This is a genomic window from Streptomyces sp. NBC_00490, from assembly GCF_036013645.1.
GTDB classification, from domain to species: Bacteria; Actinomycetota; Actinomycetes; order Streptomycetales; family Streptomycetaceae; genus Streptomyces; species Streptomyces canus_F.
On sequence record NZ_CP107869.1, the window covers coordinates 4572940 to 4587716 of the forward strand.

The following is a 14777-nucleotide window of genomic DNA, read 5'->3' on the forward strand; positions in this document are numbered from 1 at the left end:
CGACGACCACCACCCTGCGCCGCCCGGTCCGCCGTACCCAGGGATGAGCTTTTCCTGGGTCTGCCAGTACCAGGTTCCAGGCCCGCCGCTCCCCTACGATCGAACTCATGGACGGGGACCTCGGAGACTTTCTGCGCACACGCCGTGCTCGTATCCAGCCGGAGGAAGTGGGGCTGCCCTCGCACGGGCGGCGCCGCGTACCCGGTCTGCGCCGCGAGGAGGTGGCGCAGCTGGCGGGCGTGAGCGTCGACTACTACATCCGTCTGGAACAGGGCAGGGGCCCGAGCGTCTCCGATGCCGTCCTGGACGCCGTCGCGCGCGTACTGCGCCTCGACGAGACGGAACACGCCTATCTGCACGCGGTGGCCCGCCCCCGTAAACAGGGCGCACGCCCGGCCGCGCCCCGGGTCCGCGCGGGCATCCAGCTGCTGCTCGACAGCATGGACCGCACCCCGGCCTTCGTCCTGGACCGCCGTATGACCGTCCTGGCCTGGAACGCCCTGGCCGACGCCGTCTTCGGCTACAGCGCCACGACGGCCGAGGCCCGCAGCATCCCCCGCCAGGTCTTCCTCGACCCCGCGGCCCATGACTTCTACCCGGAGTGGCAGGCCGTGGCCGCCCAGTCCGTGGCCCATCTGCGGGTCCAGGCCGGCCACCACCACAACGACCGGCAGCTGACCGCACTCGTCGGCGAACTCTCCCTCAAGAGCGAGGACTTCCGCCGCCTGTGGGCCGACCACCAGGTCAGGGAGTGCGCCTACGGCGTGAAGCGCGTCCAGCACCCGGTCGCGGGCCGGCTGGTCTTCCCCTACGAGACGCTGACGCTCCCGGGAGAAGGCGACCTGGCCCTGCTGGTCTACACCCCGGAGCCGGGTTCGGAGACGGCGGAGAGGCTGGCGCTGCTGGGGAGTTGGGCTTCCGCCGAGGTGCGTTGAAGGGTCCCGGAAAAAGCTTTCGCGGGGACCGCCGCACCCCCGTTGCCGGGGGGCGGGACGACGGCGGTCCCCGCGAGGGACGCTGACCGGGTCAGGGCCGGGCCTCGCGTCCAAGGCGTCTGTGGAGGTCCGGGAGCCGCTCCGGAGGTCCTGTGACGCCGTTTGGGTGCCGGCCGGGGCGGGGAGCCGCTCCCGCCCTGCCGACATCCACTAATGTGCCCGACCCGTGTTAAGCGTGTGCTGCGCGGACGTGACGCGCTCGTACCACTTCCGCGAAGTCCACCAATTCAGTAGGCAAACGGAAGTCCGCCCGCCGCACCACCGGTTCACCGGACGTTCACCGTCACTTCCCGCCCTTGGCGAGGAAGGCCAGCAGATCCTGCCGGCTGACCACACCGGTCGGCTTGCCCTCGACGAGGACGATCGCCGCGTCCGCGGTGCCGAGCACCGTCATCAGGTCGCCGACGGGCTCGCCGGAGCCGACCTGCGGCAGCGGCGCCGACATGTGCTTCTCCAGCGGGTCCTCCAGCGAGGCCCGCTGGGCGAACAGCGCGTTGAGCAACTCCCGCTCCACGACCGACCCGACGACCTCCGCCGCCATGACGTCCGGGTGACCGGCGCCCGGCTTCACGATCGGCATCTGCGAGACGCCGTACTCGCGCAGCACGTCGATGGCCTCGCCGACGGTCTCGTCCGGGTGCATGTGGACGAGGGACGGGATGGCGCCGTGCACCTTGTCGTTGAGGACGTCGGCGACGCGGGCACTGGGGCCCTCGTCCTCGAGGAAGCCGTAGTCGGCCATCCACTCGTCGTTGAAGATCTTCGACAGGTACCCGCGACCGCTGTCGGGCAGCAGCACGACGACCACGTCGTCGGGGCCGAGCCGCTCGGCCACCCGCAGCGCCGCCACGACGGCCATGCCGCAGGAGCCGCCGACCAGGAGGCCCTCCTCCTTGGCCAGGCGGCGGGTCATCTGGAAGGAGTCCTTGTCGGACACGGCGACGATCTCGTCGGCGACGGTCCGGTCGTACGCGGTCGGCCAGAAGTCCTCACCGACGCCCTCGACGAGATACGGCCGCCCGGAGCCGCCGGAGTACACGGACCCCTCGGGGTCGGCGCCGACGACCTTCACCTTGCCGTCGCTGGCGTCCTTCAGGTAGCGGCCGGTGCCGGAGATGGTGCCGCCCGTCCCCACACCCGTGACGAAGTGGGTGATCTTCCCCTCCGTCTGCTCCCACAGCTCGGGGCCGGTGGAGTGGTAGTGGGACAGCGGGTTGTTGGGGTTGGAGTACTGGTCGGGCTTCCACGCTCCCGGCGTCTCACGGACGAGCCGGTCGGAGACGTTGTAGTACGAGTCCGGGTGCTCGGGGTCGACCGCGGTGGGGCAGACGACGACCTCGGCCCCGTAGGCCCGCAGCACGTTGATCTTGTCGGTGCTCACCTTGTCGGGGCACACGAAGATGCACTTGTACCCCTTCTGCTGGGCCACGATGGCAAGGCCCACGCCGGTGTTGCCGCTGGTCGGCTCGACGATCGTCCCGCCGGGCTTGAGTGCGCCGCTCTCCTCCGCCGCCTCGATCATGCGCAGGGCGATGCGGTCCTTCACGGACCCGCCCGGGTTGAAGTACTCCACCTTGGCCAGGACGGTCGCCTGGATGCCCTTGGTGACGTTGTTGAGCCTCACCAGCGGGGTGTTGCCGACGAGGCTGATCATCGAGTCGTGGAATTGCACCGTTGTCTCCGGATGCTGCAAAAGATGGGGTCTAAGTGTTCCGCCAGCCTAAAGCCCGGAGCGGTCGTTCACTCGCCGTTGAGATTGGACGACGGCCTGTACGGGGCAAGGAGTGGGTGTACGGCTAGCACGGAGGTGGCGGCGACGTATGACGAGCATGTCGAGGGCCAGGGTGGCCCGGCGGATCGCGGCCGGCGCGGCGTACGGCGGCGGCGGGATCGGTCTGGTGGGCGCGGCGGCCGTGGGGCTGCTGCTGGCGGAGGTGCGGCTGGCCAAGCGGCAGGTCGGTAACGGCAACGGTCCGTCGCCGCATGTGCCGAACGCGCAGGGCCTGTACGGCATCGCCTACGCCACACCGGGTGTACCCGCGTTGCGGCTGACGATGCTGGGCGACTCCACGGCCGCGGGCCAGGGCGTGCACCGCTCGGGCCAGACTCCGGGGGCGCTGCTGGCGTCGGGGCTGGCGGCGGTGGCGGAGCGCCCGGTGGAGCTGCGCAACGTGGCGAACCCCGGGGCCCGCTCCGACGACCTGGACCGCCAGGTGGCGCTGATCCTCGCGGACCCCGGGCGGCTGCCGGACGTCTGCGTGATCATGATCGGCGCGAATGACGTGACGCACCGCATGGCGCCGACGCAGTCGGTCCGCCATCTGGCGGCGGCGGTGCGCCGGCTGCGTACGGCGGGTGCGGAGGTGGTGGTCGGCACCTGCCCCGATCTCGGTTCGATCGAGCCGGTGCAGCAGCCGCTGCGCTGGCTGGCCCGGCGGGCCTCGCGGCAGCTGGCGGCCGCCCAGACGATCGGCACGGTCGAGCAGGGTGGCCGCACGGTGTCCCTGGGCGACCTGCTCGGCCCGGAGTTCGCGGCGAACCCCCGCGAGCTCTTCGGTCCGGACAACTACCACCCCTCGGCGGAGGGGTACGCGACGGCGGCCATGGCGGTCCTGCCCACGGTCTGCGCGACCCTGGGTCTGTGGCCGGCGGAGGAGGAGCGCCCGGACGTCTCCCGCCGCGAGGGCTTCCTGCCGGTGGCCCGGGCGGCCGCGGAGGCGGTCGCGGAGCCCGGCACCGAGGTGACGGCCGCGATGCCGACGGGTCCGAAGGGACCCTGGGCCCTGCTGAAGCGCCGGAAGCGCCGCCGGGTAGCGGTGACGGAACCGGAGCGGACCCCGGCACAGCCCTGACTCCGGCTCGGCGGCTCGGCGGAGACAAGGAAAGCAAGCGCTTAGTAAACTGCGGTCAGGGTCACACCTCCATACCCGTGACCTAGTCCATACGTACGGGTAACTTCCCAACCAGCCCGTGCCCCGAAGAACCTCGTACGCCAATGGAGTCGTCATGCCCGAAGCAGTGATCGTCTCGACCGCCCGCTCGCCCATCGGCCGCGCTTTCAAGGGCTCGCTGAAGGACCTCCGCCCGGACGACCTCACCGCCACGATCATCCAGGCGGCCCTGGCCAAGGTCCCCGAGCTGGACCCGCGGGACATCGACGACCTGCACCTCGGCTGCGGTCTGCCCGGCGGCGAGCAGGGCAACAACCTCGGCCGTATCGTCGCCGTGCAGATGGGGATGGACCACCTCCCCGGTTGTACGGTCACCCGCTACTGCTCCTCCTCGCTGCAGACGAGCCGTATGGCCCTGCACGCCATCAAGGCCGGCGAGGGCGACGTCTTCATCTCGGCCGGTGTCGAGATGGTCTCCCGCTTCACCAAGGGCAACTCCGACAGCCTCCCGGACACGCACAACCCGTTCTTCGCCGAGGCCGAGGCCCGCACCGTCGAGGTCGCCCAGCAGGAGGGCACGACCTGGCACGACCCGCGCGAGGACGGCCTCGTGCCGGACGCCTACATCGGCATGGGCCAGACCGCCGAGAACCTCGCGCGCCTCAAGGGCATCACCCGCCAGGACATGGACGAGTTCGGCGTACGGTCGCAGAACCTCGCCGAAGAGGCCATCAAGAACGGCTTCTGGGAGCGCGAGATCACCCCGGTGACGCTTCCCGACGGCACGGTGGTCAGCAAGGACGACGGTCCGCGCGCCGGCGTCACCCTGGAGGCCGTCGGCGGCCTCAAGCCCGTCTTCCGCCCCGACGGACTCGTCACCGCCGGCAACTGCTGCCCGCTCAACGACGGCGCCGCCGCGGTCGTCATCATGTCCGACACCAAGGCCCGCGAGCTCGGCCTCACCCCGCTCGCCCGCATCGTGTCGACCGGCGTCTCGGGTCTGTCCCCCGAGATCATGGGCCTCGGCCCGGTCGAGGCGAGCACCCAGGCCCTGCGCCGCGCCGGACTGACCATCGACGACATCGACCTGGTCGAGATCAACGAGGCGTTCGCCGCCCAGGTGATCCCCTCCTACCGCGACCTCGGCATCGACCTGGACAAGCTGAACGTCAACGGCGGCGCCATCGCCGTCGGCCACCCCTTCGGCATGACCGGCGCCCGTATCACCGGCACGCTCATCAACTCCCTCCAGTTCCACGACAAGCAGTTCGGTCTGGAGACGATGTGCGTCGGCGGCGGCCAGGGCATGGCGATGGTCATCGAGCGCCTCAGCTGATCAACTGCCTGTGATCCGACGGGTACTCCGCGTGAGGCCCGGGCCCAGAACCCTTGAACCACCAGGGTTCTGGGCCGTTTTGTGATCCAATCTCCCCCAGGATGTGACCTATCTCCCTCCGGGAAGGGATTTACGCAGGTCAGAGCCGTTCTCGCACTAAACTCCGGGCCCAAAGTCCTGCCCGTTTCGTGACGTTACGCACTGACAGCGGGATAGTCCGCCCTTCAAGCTGATGTAGGAAGTCGGGGGTCGACTTTGAACCGGGAGTACGTCAGTGAGCGCCATGCCGATCGCCTTGCTGGTCACCACGGCCGCCACGGGCGCCGTGGCCGTCGCCGTCCTGCGCACCCTCATGCAGCTGCGCCGCCAGGTCGCGGCCCTGCACACCGAGCTTGCCAGGACGAACACGGCCGCCGCGCACGGTCTCGTGCCCGCCGCCCGCCACTCCGCCGACGCCGCTGAGATACGGGCCGCCGTGGCCGAGGCCCTCGCCGAGGAGCGGGAGCGGGAGCTCGCCGAGGCGCGGGCCTTCTGGGCCGCGCAGGAGGCCCGTGACGCCTCCGACGCGCCCACCCTGCTCGGCCTGCCCGACAGTGAGCTGTTCCTGCCCCGCCAGGCCGATTTCGTGGGCCTGGAGCCGCTGGAGCCGGTCTCCGAGCCGTCGGCCGACATCGACGAGTTCGCCGGGGACTCCCCGGAGCTGGCCGCGGCCCGCCGCCGCCACCCCTCCCACCCGGACTTCGTCCCGGTGCAGTCGCCGGTGGTGAACGACCATGAGCGCACCGTGGCCACCCTCGAGGAACTGGCCGCCGGTCGCGTGGAACTGGCCGACGTCCGCCCGGGCCCGCTGGGCACCCTCGACGTCTATGTCTTCACCGACGGCACCACGCTCTGCATGACCCCGGGTCACCGGGAGACCGCGGAGCGCCTCTCGGCGGCCCTGACGGCCGGCGAGACCCCGATACTGCTGGGCGGTTCGGGAGTGTCGGGCGCGTACACCCTGACCTTCGCGTGCGGCGAGGAGAACGTCTACATCCTGGCCGACAGGGTCATAGCGAGCCTCTAGCTCAGACCCCGGCGCGCTTCTGCGCCTCCTCCACCAGTTGCACGGCTTCATCGACTTGGCCCTCGTCCCTCAGGACGAGGGCCAAGTCGTGCACGGCCACGGTGATTTGGTCCGCGGCCGCGAACATCCCGGCGTCCGGCATCTCCCGGGGTTCCTTCGAGGGATCTTCGAGAAGCTGCGCCCGGCGGACCAACTCCCTGGCCAGCCCCAGTGCCTCGGTGGCGGCCCCCCGCTGCAACCGGCTCTGGGGGGCTGCCCGCAACCGGTCGGCGAAGTGATCCACGGCTTGCGTCAAACGCGCTGTATCGGCCACGGCGACACCGTACGCGCCGCACCGGGACTGTTGCCAACGGGCGAACGCTCAGGCACGGTGACCTGAAGGACCGGCTTACATCCCCTTTGCGTCCGGAGGCGCCGATGTCCCACGTCCTCTCCGAGGAGACCCACCGCAATCTGCTCGCCCGCATCCCCCATTGCACCGGTCGTGAAGTATCCGACTGGCTCCGCACCGTCGAAGACGGCCCGGCCCTCTTCCGCTTCGAGGAAAAGGTCAGCTGGCTCCGCCACGAACACAACCTCGCCTACGGCCACGCGAAAGCGCTCATCCACGAGTACGACCTGAGGAGGGCCGCGCGCAACCTCCTCTAAGCGCGCGCACGCACACACCCAGACGACGAAGGGGCCCCGGGAGAACCCGGGGCCCCTTCACGCACGCGGGGTGCGTCAGTCGCTGCTGTTGAGGATCGCGATGAGCCTCAGGAACTCGAGGTAGATCCAGACCAGCGTCATCGTCAGACCGAACGCCGCCAGCCAGGCCTCCTCGCGCGGGGCACCGTAGGCGATGCCGTCCTCGACCTGCTTGAAGTCGAGGGCGAGGAAGCACGCACCGAGCAGGACGCCGATGATGCCGAAGACGATGCCGAGGCCGCCGCTGCGGAAGCCGAGGCCGTCACCGCCGCCGAAGGCGGCAAACAGCAGGTTCACCATCATCAGCAGGACGAAGCCGAGCGCGGCCGCCATCACGAAGCCGTAGAACCGGCGGTTGACGCGGATCCAGCCCGCCTTGTACGCCACCAGGACCGCGGCGAAGACCGCGAGCGTGCCGATCACCGCCTGCATGGCCGCGCCGCTGGCGATGCGGTTGTCCACGACGCTGGAGACGACACCGAGGAAGACACCCTCGAACGCCGCGTACGAGACGATCAGCGCGGGCGAGGCCTTGCGCTTGAAGGACTGGACGAGTGCCAGGACCATGCCGATCAGGGCGGCGCCGATGGCGATGCCGTACGACCGGCCGATGTTGGCGTCGTCGACCGGCAGGGCCGCCCAGGCGACCGCGGCCGTGACGACCAGGATGCCGAGGGTGGTGCCGGTGCGCAGGACGACGTCGTCCATGGTCATCCGGCCGGTGGTGGCCGGGGCCTGCGGCGGCGCGCCGTTCTGCAGGTCCTGCTGGGCGTAGGGATTCTGCGCGTACGGGTTCTGCGCGTAGGGGTCCGCCTGCGGCTGGGCATACGGGTTGCCCTGCGCGTAGGGGTTGGCCTGCGTGCCTACAGCGGCGCCCCCGGCCTGCGGCTGGGCATTGAAGCCCGCGTAGCCGTTGTCGCGGCTGAACCCCCGTCGCGAGAAGACCGGGTTGCTGCTCCTCATTTCACTCCTCCATGGCCACTGTGGGTGGGCCTTGGCCTAAGAGTAATAGGTAGGCAAAGGATTGACCCTAATGCTTGGGGAGGATCTTTCCCTTGCTGTGCTCGCCAACACGCTACGCGGCCCGCTGATTCCCAGCCACGGAGGGGCAGGTTCATGACCAAGCCGGTACATCGCCGCGACCGTGCGGAGATCACTTACCCGAACGGGAACCCTGTATACCCCTCGGCCAGATCGGTCTCGGCGGCCTCGGACGAGGCGATCCGCTCCAGCCGCGCCACCTGGAGCCGGTCCTCGAAGGGGGTGGCGTCGGGGGCCCGGTGCAGCAGTGTCGTCATGTCGTACGAGAACCGCTCGGCCTGCCAGACGCGGGCCAGACAGGTCTCGGAGTAGGCGTCGAGGAGCTCGGTGGACCCCGTCTCCTTCTCGTGCGTCAGCGCCCGCGCGAAGGTGACGACGTCCCCCACGGCGAGATTCAGCCCCTTCGCCCCGGTCGGCGGCACGATGTGGGCGGCGTCCCCGGCGAGGAAGAGCCGGCCGTGCCGCATGGGCTCATGGACGTACGACCGCATGGGCGTGACGGACTTCTGGGTGATGGGGCCCCGTTGGAGCCGCCAGTCGTCGGTCTCGAAGCGCCGCTCCAGCTCGTCCCAGATCTCCTCGTCGCCCCAGCTCTGCGCGTCCGTTCCCTCGGGCACCTGGAGGTAGAGCCGCGAGACGGACGGCGACCGCATGGACAGCAGGGCGAAGCCGCGGTCGTGGCGGGCGTAGACCAGCTCGTCGTGGGAGGGCGGGACGTCGGCGAGGATGCCGAGCCAGCCGAAGGGGTACGTCCGCTCGAAGACCCGGGTCAGCTCCTCGGGGATCGCCTTGCGCGCCACACCCCAGAACCCGTCGCACCCGACGACGTACGCGCACTCGAGCACGTCCTCGCGCCCTTCGTGCCGGAACCGGATGCTCGGGCTGTCCCCGTCCGCCCCCTCCACGGCCAGCGCCTCCGCCTCGAAGAGCAGCGGCCCGCCCTCCTTGAGCTGGAGGGCGATGAGGTCCTTGCACACCTCGGTCTGCGCGTAGACCATCACGGACCGCCCGCCGGTGAGGGCCGGGAAGTCGACCCGGTGCCGTTTCCGGTCGTACCGCAGCTCGATCCCGTCGTGCCGCAGCCCCTCCCGCTCCATCCGCTCCCCGGCCCCGGCGGCCCGCAGCACGTCGACGGTCCCCTGCTCCAGGATCCCGGCCCGCTGACGCTGCTCGACGTAGGAGCGGTCGCGGCTTTCGAGGACGACCGAGTCGATGCCGGCGCGGTGGAGCAGCCGGGCGAGGAGGAGGCCGGCGGGGCCGGCTCCGATGATGCCGACGGTGGTGCGCATCGGTCGTTCCCTTCGGTGGGCGTCATTGCCGCTGTTCGCGTGAGCCGTGACTCGCGATGGATGACTGTGGTTCGTATTGCGGTTCGCGTAGTGAAATTTCCTTCACTTACTTGCTCTCGCGAGTCTGCGACGGGTGGCGTCGTGTGTCAACGGTCGGTGCGGGGCAGAAGGCCCGAGGGGGTCGCGAGGGAGCAGGCCGCGTCGTCGCACTGTCGCGATGTGCTGAAGGAAGGACCCCACGGGAAGCGGTGTCTGCCTACGGTTCCTGAAAAGGTCGGAGGTGCCCGGAACCGGACTTGAACCGGTACGCCCGCGAGGGGCAGCGAGGTTTAAGCTCGCCGTGTCTGCATTCCACCATCCGGGCAGGCCATGGGCTCCGCGTCGAGGTTCGAGCCTATCGGGATACATCCCCCGAACAGCGGACGGGCGGACCGATGTTGTCTTATTTTATTGACGTCTGAGGGTGCATCAGCCCGTGGAACGGGCCATCCGCACTTGCCAATAGCCTTACGCGTGACGGTCGGCCGCGCATGCGGAATGACGGAATTTCACCGCCCGAACGAGGGGGCTCCACCTGTTCTCGACCTGGCCCGCCCTCAGGGGCTCCCGTCATCCCCAGGTATGACACGTCCGGGCGCGGTCAGCCGCAAGTCGCCCCCCGGAACCGGAACAGCGGCTGACTACACGGCGCCGGGGTACCGAGACGATGGATCACGTCCCCCGAACATGTCGTCGTCCCGTCAGGAGCGCCCACCCGTGACCACCACTCCCATCGCCGGCCGAGCCACCACCGTGGCCGCTCGCGCCACGGATCTGTCGAAGATCTACGGACAGGGCGAGACCCAGGTGGTCGCCCTCGACCGGGTCACCGTCGAGTTCCGGCAGGCCGAGTTCACCGCGATCATGGGCCCGTCGGGGTCCGGCAAGTCCACGCTGATGCACTGCGTGGCCGGACTGGACACGTTCTCCTCCGGGTCCGTGCGCATCGGCGACACCGAGCTCGGCTCCCTCAAGGACAAACAGCTCACCAGGCTCCGCCGGGACAAGATCGGCTTCATCTTCCAGGCGTTCAACCTGCTGCCGACGCTGACCGCGCTGGAGAACATCACGCTCCCCATGGACATCGCGGGCCGTAAGCCCGACAAGGAGTGGCTGGACTCGGTGATCCGGATGGTGGGGCTGAAGGACCGGCTCTCCCACCGGCCCTCCCAGCTCTCCGGCGGCCAGCAGCAGCGCGTCGCCGTCGCCCGCGCGCTCGCCTCCCGGCCCGACATCATCTTCGGCGACGAGCCCACCGGAAACCTCGACTCGCGCTCCGGCGCCGAGGTGCTGGGCTTTCTCCGCAACTCCGTAAGGGAGTTGGGGCAGACCGTGGTGATGGTGACCCATGACCCGGTGGCCGCCGCGTACGCGGACCGGGTCGTCTTCCTCGCCGACGGGCGGATCGTGGACGAGATGTACCGGCCCACCGCCGAGTCGGTCCTGGACTTCATGAAGCAGTTCGACGCGAAGGGCCGTACCTCCTGATGTTCCGCACCGCCCTGCGCAACGTCCTCGCGCACAAGGCCCGGCTGCTCATGACGGTGCTCGCCGTGATGCTCGGCGTGGCCTTCGTGTCCGGGACGCTGGTCTTCACCAGCACCATCTCGAACGCCTACCAGAACAGCTCGGCCAAGGGCTTCGACCAGGTCGACGTGGCCGTGCAGCCCAACTACCAGGAGAGCAAGGGCGACAGGGTCGGCAAGACCCCCGAACTCACCCAGGCGCTGCTCGACGAGACCGCGAAGGTCGACGGGGCCGCCTCGGCCATCGGTGTCGTCAACGGCTTCACCGCCATCGCCGACAAGGACGGCAAGCTCATCGGCGGCGGCTTCCAGTCGCAGGGCGGGAACTACTGGGGGGACAAGGACCCGCGGTACCCGCTGAAGGAAGGTGCGGCACCGCACGGCGGGAACCAGGTCGCCATCGACTCCGAGACCGCCGAGCGCGCCGGGTACAAGGTCGGCGACACCGTGCGGATCTCCGTCGACGGGCCGGTCCTCGCCCCGAGGATCACCGGGATCTTCACCACCGACGACGGCAATGTCGCCGCCGGCGGCAGCCTCGCCCTGTTCGACACGGCGACCGCGCAGACGCTGTTCGGCAAGACCGGCACGTACGACCAGATCGATGTGAAGGCAGCCTCCGGCACCTCCCAGACCGCGCTGAAGGCCGCCCTCGACAAGGCGCTGCCGATGAACCTCGTGGAGACCACCACGGGACGGCAACTCGCCGACGACCAGGCCGAGATGATCTCCGCGTCGATGGCCGGGCTGAAGCAGGGTCTGCTGGTCTTCGCGGGCATCGCGCTCTTCGTGGGCACGTTCATCATCGCCAACACCTTCACCATGCTGGTCGCCCAGCGCACCAAGGAACTCGCGCTGCTGCGGGCCGTCGGCGCCTCGCGTCGGCAGGTCACGCGGTCGGTGCTGATCGAGGCGTTCGTGGTCGGCACGGTCGCCGGGGTGACCGGTCTGGTCGCGGGCATCGGCATCGGCGCCGGGCTCCGCTCGCTGATGGGCACCCTGGGCGCCACCGTCCCCGACGGCCCGCTGATCATCTCCGGCGGCACGGTCGCCACCGCCCTCGCGGTCGGTGTCCTCATCACCATGGTGGCGGCGTGGCTGCCGGGCCGCCGGGCGGCGAAGATCCCGCCGGTCGCCGCGATGAGCAGCGTGCACGCGCAGGCCACCACCAAGTCGCTGGTGCTGCGCAACACCCTGGGCGCCCTCTTCAGCGGTGCCGGTGTCGCGGTCGTCCTGGCGGCCACCACGATGGAGGGCTCGGACGGTCAGGCCCCGATGGGACTGGGCGCGGTCCTGCTGATCATCGGTGTGTTCATCCTGACCCCGCTGCTGTCCCGCCCGCTGATCGCCGCCGCCGCGCCCGTCCTGCGGATCTTCGGCACGGCGGGCAAGCTGGCCCGTCAGAACTCGGTCCGCAACCCCCGTCGTACCGCTGCCACCGCCTCCGCGCTGATGATCGGACTGACCCTCATCACCGGTATGACGGTGATGGCGGGCAGCCTCCAGAAGTCGATCGACAAGATGGCGTCGTCGGCGATCCGCGCGGACTACGTCGTGTCGATGGCCAACGGCAACGAGCTCTCGCCGGACGTGGCGAAGGAGCTGGCCCGGGTCGACGACGTCACCGAGATCAGCCCGATGCGCAACTCCCCCTCCCGCATCGGCGGCGAGACGGAGTACCTGACCGGCGTCAACGGAGCCTCGTTCGGCAAGCTCACCGACCTCAAGGTCGACGACGGCGCGTTCGAGGTGGGCGGCACGCGGATCGTCGTGGACGCCGACCGTGCCGAGCAGCGTGGCTGGAAGGCCGGTTCGAGCTTCACCGTCGCCTACGAGGACGGCAGGAAGCAGAAGCTGACGGTCGCCGGGGTCTACGAGGGCAACGAGTTCTTCAGCGGTGTCCTCGTCGACAACGCCACGCTCACCCCGCATCTGCCGGACACCGCCGACATGATGGTCATGGTGAAGACGTCCGACGGCGCGACGAGCGCGACGAAGGACAAGCTGGAGAAGGCCCTCGGCACCAACCCGGCCATCAAGGTCCAGAGCAAGCAGGACCTGTCCGACGACATCGCGCAGATGTTCACGCTGATGCTGAACATGCTCTACGGCCTGCTCGCCATGGCGGTGATCGTCGCCGTCCTCGGAGTCATCAACACCCTGGCCATGTCGGTCTTCGAGCGTTCCCAGGAGATCGGCATGCTCCGCGCGATCGGCCTGGACCGCAAGGGCATCAAGCGGATGGTCCGCCTGGAGTCCCTGGTGATCTCCCTGTTCGGCGGGGTGCTCGGTATCGGCCTGGGCGTCTTCTTCGGCTGGGCGGCCGGCGAGCTGCTGGGCACCAGGATGGCGACGTACGAGCTGGTCCTGCCGTGGACCAGGATGGGCCTCTTCCTGCTGCTGGCGGCGGCGGTCGGTGTCCTGGCGGCCCTGTGGCCGGCGCGGCGCGCGTCCCGGCTGAACATGCTGACGGCCATCAAGTCGGAATAGGCGTACGGCGTACGGGGCCCGTCGCGAGCGAGCGGCGGGCCCCTTTCGTCCGTTCAGTTCCAGGTGCGCGTCCGCAGCGGCAGCCCGGACGCGCCGGACGCCGGTGGCCGGACGGCCAGGATCTGGTTGACGCCGATGCGGTTGCGTTCGAAGGCCAGGGCGCAGGCCGCCATGTAGAGGAGCCAGACCCGGGCCCGGCCGGGGCCCGCGATCCGCTGGGCGAGGGACCAGTCGGCCTCCAGGTTCGCGACCCAGCGGCGCAGGGTGAGGCCGTAGTGCTCGCGGATCGACTCGACGTCGCGCACCTCGAGGCGGGCGCGCTCCAGTTGGGTGACGGTGGTGCCGAGGGGGGCGAGTTCGCCGTCGGGGAAGACGTAGGCGTCGATGAACTCGTCGACGTGGTAGGTGGTTTCCTCGCGTTCGGGGCGGCGGGCGATCTGGTGGTTGAGGAGCCGTCCGCCGGACTTCAGGAGGGCGTACAGGTCGCGGGCGTACTCCAGGTAGCGGTCGGCGCCGACGTGTTCGGCCATGCCGATGGAGGCGATCGCGTCGTAGGGCCCGTCGGTGACGTCCCGGTAGTCCTGGACGCGGATCTCGACCCGGTCGGTGAGGCCCTCGTCGGCGACGCGCTTACGGGCGTAGGCGGCCTGTTCCTGGGAGAGGGTGACGCCGACGACGCTCACGCCGTGCTCGCGGGCGGCGTGGACGGCCATCGACCCCCAGCCGCAGCCGACGTCGAGAAGTCGCTGACCGGGGGTCAGGCCGAGTTTGCGGCAGACGAGTTCGAGCTTGTCGCGCTGGGCGGCCTCGAGTGTGCCGTGGGGGGACTCCCAGTAGGCGCACGAGTAGACCATCGACGGGCCGAGGACGATCTCGTAGAAGTCGTTGCCGACGTCGTAGTGGTGGCTGACGGCCCGTCTGTCGGTGCCTCTGGTGTGGAGGTGACCGCGGCGGCGGACCTCCTCGCGGGGCGGGGCGGGCGGCAGCGGAACCCCGCCGAGCTGCACGAGGCCGCGTACGGCGGACCGTACGCGGGGGTCGCGCAGCGCCTCGGAGAGGCTCCTGGGGGCCTCGTCGCGTTCCCAGACGAGGCCCGAGATGAGGCCGAGGGCGGTGTAGAGATCGCCGTCGATGTCGAGGTCGCCGGCGACCCAGGCGCGCGCGAGGCCGAGCTCGCCGGGCTTGAACAGCAGCCGCCGGACGGCTCGGCGGTTGCGCACGACCAGCACGGGGGCGCCCGGCGGGCCTGCCTGGGATCCGTCCCACGCGCGGATGCGCACCGGGAGGGGGTTTCCCAGTAGTCGTTCCAAGTGGTTCTTCAGCCGCAGGGCGGCATCGGACATGGCGCACACCTCCGTGACGAGGATCCCGGTTTTGTCCACCTGCTTAAACAACGACAGGCCGGGGCGCAATCCCA

12 protein-coding genes and 1 tRNA gene are annotated in these 14777 nt (G+C 69.9%); 7 read left to right on the plus strand and 6 right to left on the minus strand.

What is annotated here, in order from left to right; translation table 11 throughout:
* The first annotated feature begins 107 nt into the window (after positions 1-107).
* The gene (locus tag OG381_RS20555; protein ID WP_327717523.1) at positions 108-935 is read left to right on the plus strand and encodes a helix-turn-helix transcriptional regulator; all 828 of its coding nucleotides are present in this window, start codon (positions 108-110) and stop codon (positions 933-935) included.
* Positions 936-1278: 343 nt separating this feature from the next.
* Here OG381_RS20555 and OG381_RS20560 read toward each other — a convergent pair whose 3' ends face one another.
* Entirely contained in the window at positions 1279-2667 is a 1389-nt protein-coding gene (locus OG381_RS20560; RefSeq protein ID WP_327717524.1) for a cystathionine beta-synthase, read from the minus strand.
* Positions 2668-2815: 148 nt separating this feature from the next.
* Here OG381_RS20560 and OG381_RS20565 point away from each other — a divergent pair, with 148 nt between their 5' ends.
* The 3 genes from OG381_RS20565 (at position 2816) to OG381_RS20575 (ending at position 6288) form a co-directional block, all read left to right on the plus strand.
* A complete protein-coding gene (locus OG381_RS20565; protein ID WP_327717525.1) occupies positions 2816-3847 on the plus strand; it encodes an SGNH/GDSL hydrolase family protein in 1032 nt (343 codons plus the stop codon).
* Between the two features lie 154 nt (positions 3848-4001).
* Positions 4002-5222, plus strand: coding sequence for an acetyl-CoA C-acetyltransferase (locus OG381_RS20570; RefSeq protein ID WP_327717526.1), 1221 nt, complete (start codon positions 4002-4004; stop codon positions 5220-5222).
* Positions 5223-5505: 283 nt separating this feature from the next.
* Positions 5506-6288 carry a hypothetical protein gene (locus tag OG381_RS20575; protein ID WP_327722520.1) on the plus strand — a complete coding sequence of 261 codons (783 nt, stop codon included), beginning with the start codon at positions 5506-5508 and terminating at the stop codon, positions 6286-6288.
* Between the two features lies 1 nt (position 6289).
* Here the strand turns inward: OG381_RS20575 and OG381_RS20580 are convergent, their stop codons facing one another.
* Positions 6290-6583 (minus strand): hypothetical protein, encoded by a 294-nt coding sequence (locus OG381_RS20580; protein WP_327717527.1) that lies wholly within the window; start codon positions 6581-6583, stop codon positions 6290-6292.
* 122 nt (positions 6584-6705) lie between these two features.
* Here OG381_RS20580 and OG381_RS20585 point away from each other — a divergent pair, with 122 nt between their 5' ends.
* Positions 6706-6936, plus strand: a complete 231-nt coding sequence (locus OG381_RS20585) for a DUF4287 domain-containing protein (protein ID WP_307029722.1) — start codon at positions 6706-6708, stop codon at positions 6934-6936.
* A gap of 75 nt (positions 6937-7011) precedes the next feature.
* Here OG381_RS20585 and OG381_RS20590 read toward each other — a convergent pair whose 3' ends face one another.
* The 3 genes from OG381_RS20590 to OG381_RS20600 form a co-directional block, all read right to left on the minus strand.
* On the minus strand, positions 7012-7938 hold the full coding sequence (locus tag OG381_RS20590; RefSeq protein ID WP_327717528.1) for a Bax inhibitor-1/YccA family protein: 927 nt from the start codon (positions 7936-7938) through the stop codon (positions 7012-7014).
* A 194-nt stretch (positions 7939-8132) separates the two neighbouring features.
* The gene (locus OG381_RS20595) at positions 8133-9305 is read right to left on the minus strand and encodes a 4-hydroxybenzoate 3-monooxygenase (protein WP_327717529.1); all 1173 of its coding nucleotides are present in this window, start codon (positions 9303-9305) and stop codon (positions 8133-8135) included.
* A 281-nt stretch (positions 9306-9586) separates the two neighbouring features.
* Positions 9587-9669: transfer RNA gene (locus tag OG381_RS20600), tRNA-Leu, on the minus strand.
* Between the two features lie 392 nt (positions 9670-10061).
* Between OG381_RS20600 and OG381_RS20605 the strand changes: the two genes are divergently transcribed.
* Both OG381_RS20605 and OG381_RS20610 read left to right on the plus strand, forming a co-directional pair.
* The gene (locus tag OG381_RS20605) at positions 10062-10832 is read left to right on the plus strand and encodes an ABC transporter ATP-binding protein (RefSeq protein ID WP_327717530.1); all 771 of its coding nucleotides are present in this window, start codon (positions 10062-10064) and stop codon (positions 10830-10832) included.
* Positions 10832-13360, plus strand: coding sequence for an ABC transporter permease (locus OG381_RS20610; protein ID WP_327717531.1), 2529 nt, complete (start codon positions 10832-10834; stop codon positions 13358-13360). The genes OG381_RS20605 and OG381_RS20610 overlap by 1 nt, the downstream gene beginning before the upstream one ends.
* A gap of 53 nt (positions 13361-13413) precedes the next feature.
* Here OG381_RS20610 and OG381_RS20615 read toward each other — a convergent pair whose 3' ends face one another.
* Positions 13414-14703 carry a cyclopropane-fatty-acyl-phospholipid synthase family protein gene (locus OG381_RS20615; protein WP_327717532.1) on the minus strand — a complete coding sequence of 430 codons (1290 nt, stop codon included), beginning with the start codon at positions 14701-14703 and terminating at the stop codon, positions 13414-13416.
* Positions 14704-14777 lie beyond the last annotated feature (74 nt).

Excerpts from the sequence above, each read along its gene's own strand:
- OG381_RS20555 (WP_327717523.1), top strand. The coding sequence starts at position 108 with ATGGACGGGGACCTCGGAGACTTTCTGCGCACACGCCGTGCTCGTATC.
- OG381_RS20565 (WP_327717525.1), top strand. The coding sequence starts at position 2,816 with ATGACGAGCATGTCGAGGGCCAGGGTGGCCCGGCGGATCGCGGCCGGC.
- OG381_RS20570 (WP_327717526.1), top strand. The coding sequence starts at position 4,002 with ATGCCCGAAGCAGTGATCGTCTCGACCGCCCGCTCGCCCATCGGCCGC.
- OG381_RS20575 (WP_327722520.1), top strand. The coding sequence starts at position 5,506 with ATGCCGATCGCCTTGCTGGTCACCACGGCCGCCACGGGCGCCGTGGCC.
- OG381_RS20585 (WP_307029722.1), top strand. The coding sequence starts at position 6,706 with ATGTCCCACGTCCTCTCCGAGGAGACCCACCGCAATCTGCTCGCCCGC.
- OG381_RS20590 (WP_327717528.1), bottom strand. The coding sequence starts at position 7,938 with ATGAGGAGCAGCAACCCGGTCTTCTCGCGACGGGGGTTCAGCCGCGAC.
- OG381_RS20595 (WP_327717529.1), bottom strand. The coding sequence starts at position 9,305 with ATGCGCACCACCGTCGGCATCATCGGAGCCGGCCCCGCCGGCCTCCTC.
- OG381_RS20610 (WP_327717531.1), top strand. The coding sequence starts at position 10,832 with ATGTTCCGCACCGCCCTGCGCAACGTCCTCGCGCACAAGGCCCGGCTG.
- OG381_RS20615 (WP_327717532.1), bottom strand. The coding sequence starts at position 14,703 with ATGTCCGATGCCGCCCTGCGGCTGAAGAACCACTTGGAACGACTACTG.